3 protein-coding genes and 1 pseudogene are annotated in these 2,711 nt (G+C 63.7%); all 4 read left to right on the forward strand.

Translation table 11 applies throughout. The annotated features are described in order from the left end of the window. A partial coding sequence (sdhC, locus tag VOM14_RS31305) for a succinate dehydrogenase, cytochrome b556 subunit (protein ID WP_327632572.1) occupies positions 1-404 on the forward strand: 404 nt, incomplete at its 5' end. Positions 405-407: 3 nt separating this feature from the next. Beyond that, positions 408-776 (forward strand): succinate dehydrogenase, hydrophobic membrane anchor protein, encoded by a 369-nt coding sequence (gene sdhD, locus VOM14_RS31310; protein ID WP_324157467.1) that lies wholly within the window; start codon positions 408-410, stop codon positions 774-776. Positions 777-780: 4 nt separating this feature from the next. Beyond that, the gene (gene sdhA, locus VOM14_RS31315; RefSeq protein WP_327632573.1) at positions 781-2,556 is read left to right on the forward strand and encodes a succinate dehydrogenase flavoprotein subunit; all 1,776 of its coding nucleotides are present in this window, start codon (positions 781-783) and stop codon (positions 2,554-2,556) included. A gap of 24 nt (positions 2,557-2,580) precedes the next feature. After that, positions 2,581-2,711 (forward strand): annotated as a pseudogene (gene sdhB, locus VOM14_RS31320) (succinate dehydrogenase iron-sulfur subunit); the annotation flags it as partial.

Below are 2,711 nucleotides of genomic sequence, written 5' to 3' on the forward strand. Positions count from 1 at the left end.
TAAAAAAACCGAGGCCGGAATTCCGGAACATCGGTATCGGGCAGATATTGACGGCGTATCGCCTTCCGCTCGCGGGACGCGTGTCGATTCTTCACCGCGTGAGCGGAGCCCTGCTGTTCGTATTCCTGCCGTTCCTGCTTTATCTCTTCGACCAGAGCCTGACTTCCGAACTGAGCTTCGAGGTGTTCAAGGGCTTTCTCTCCAACATCGTCGTCAAGCTCATCACGCTGGTGCTCGCGTGGGCCTTCCTGTTCCACTTCTGCGCCGGCATCCGTCACCTCGTGATGGACACCAATCACAATGCGGTGACCAAGGAGAAAGGCAAGTCGAGCTCCATCGTCGTGCTGGTCGTGTCCTCGATTCTCACCCTCGCCTTCGCGCTCAAACTGTTCGGAGCATTCTAAAAAATGTCAGCCAATAACCGGATCGGTTCGAAGCGTCTCGTGGTCGGCGCGCATTACGGCCTGCGCGACTGGCTCGCGCAACGCGTCACCGCCGCCATCATGGCCATCTACACGGTGATCCTGCTCGTGTGGTTCTTCGGCGCGCGCGAGTTCTCCTACGAAGGCTGGGCCTCGATCTTCGCCACCCAGTGGATGAAGCTCGCCACCTTCGTCACGCTGCTGTCGCTGTTCTATCACGCATGGGTCGGCATCCGCGACATCTGGATGGACTATGTGAAGCCCGTGGGCACACGCCTGTTGCTGCAGGCGCTGACGATCGTCTGGCTGCTCGCGTGCGCGGGCTACGCTGCGCAGATTCTCTGGAGAGTGTAAAAGCATGGCTGCAATCAAGAATGCTCTGCCGCGTCGGCGTTTCGACGTGGTTATCGTCGGCGCGGGCGGCTCGGGTATGCGCGCGTCGCTGCAACTGGCGCGCGCCGGTCTGTCGGTGTGCGTGCTGTCCAAGGTGTTCCCCACGCGCTCGCACACGGTCGCGGCGCAGGGCGGCATCGGCGCCTCGCTCGGCAACATGAGCGAAGACAACTGGCACTATCACTTCTACGACACGATCAAGGGCTCCGACTGGCTCGGCGACCAGGACGCGATCGAGTTCATGTGCCGTGAAGCGCCGAACGCCGTGTACGAACTCGAACACATGGGCATGCCGTTCGACCGCAACGCCGACGGCACGATCTACCAGCGCCCGTTCGGCGGCCACACCGCGAACTACGGCGAGAAGCCCGTGCAGCGCGCGTGCGCCGCGGCCGACCGCACCGGTCACGCGCTGCTGCACACGCTGTACCAGCAGAACGTCGAGGCGAGAACGCAGTTCTTCGTCGAATGGATGGCGCTGGATCTGATCCGCGACGCCGACGGCGACGTGCTCGGCGTGACCGCGCTCGAAATGGAAACGGGCGACGTCTACATCCTCGAAGGCAAGACCACGCTGTTCGCCACGGGCGGCGCGGGGCGCATCTTCGCGGCGTCCACGAATGCGTTCATCAACACCGGCGACGGCCTGGGCATGGCCGCGCGCTCGGGCATCGCGCTGCAGGACATGGAGTTCTGGCAGTTCCACCCGACCGGCGTGGCCGGCGCGGGCGTGCTGATCACCGAGGGCGTGCGCGGCGAAGGCGGCATTCTGCGCAACTCGGACGGCGAGCGCTTCATGGAGCGCTACGCGCCGACGCTGAAGGATCTGGCGCCGCGCGACTTCGTTTCGCGCTCGATGGACCAGGAAATCAAGGAAGGCCGCGGCGTGGGTCCGAACAAGGATCACGTGCTGCTGGACCTGTCGCACATCGGCGCCGAGACGATCATGAAGCGTCTGCCGTCGATCCGCGAAATCGCGCTGAAGTTCGCCAACGTCGACTGTATCAAGGAGCCGATTCCGGTCGTGCCGACCATTCACTACCAGATGGGCGGCATTCCGACGAACATCAACGGTCAGGTGGTGGGCACGCCGAACGGCCACGAAGAAGTCGTCAACGGCTTCTACGCGGTGGGCGAGTGCTCGTGCGTGTCGGTGCACGGCGCGAACCGCCTGGGCACGAACTCGCTGCTCGATCTGGTGGTGTTCGGCCGCGCGGCGGGCAATCACATCGTCAAGCACGTGAAGGAGCTGAAGACGCACAAGCCGCTGCCGGCCGATGCGGCGGACTTTGCGCTGTCGCGTCTGGCGAAGCTCGACAGCTCGTCCTCGGGCGAGTACGCGCAGTCGGTGGCGAACGACATCCGCGGCACGATGCAGAAGCACGCGGGCGTGTTCCGCACGTCGGCGCTGCTGGCCGAAGGCGTGGAGCGCATCCGCGAAGTGGCCGAACGGGTGGACAACATTCACCTGAAGGACAAGTCGAAGGTGTTCAACACCGCGCGCGTCGAGGCGCTGGAAGTGGCGAACCTGATCGAGGTGGCGCGCGCCACGATGGTGTCGGCCGAGGCGCGCAAGGAAAGCCGCGGCGCGCACGCGCAGAACGACTTCGAGCATCGCGACGACGAAAACTGGCTGCGCCATACGTTGTGGTTCAGCGAAGGCGACCGCCTCGACTACAAGCCGGTGCACATGCAGCCGCTGACTGTCGAATCGGTGCCGCCGAAAGCGCGGACCTTCTAAGGCACAGATCAAAGGAATTCAGAAATGGCCAAGCGTACATTTGAAATTTACCGCTACGACCCGGACAAGGACGCGGCGCCGCGCATGCAGACGTACGAGATCGAGATCGACTCGCACGAGCGCATGCTGCTCGACGCGCTCGTGAAGCTGAAGGC

This window comes from Paraburkholderia sp. MPAMCS5, assembly GCF_036016995.1.
Classification (GTDB): Bacteria; Pseudomonadota; Gammaproteobacteria; order Burkholderiales; family Burkholderiaceae; genus Paraburkholderia.

Coding starts and splice junctions, on each gene's coding strand:
- sdhA (WP_327632573.1), top strand. CDS start 781: ATGGCTGCAATCAAGAATGCTCTGCCGCGTCGGCGTTTCGACGTGGTT.
- sdhD (WP_324157467.1), top strand. CDS start 408: ATGTCAGCCAATAACCGGATCGGTTCGAAGCGTCTCGTGGTCGGCGCG.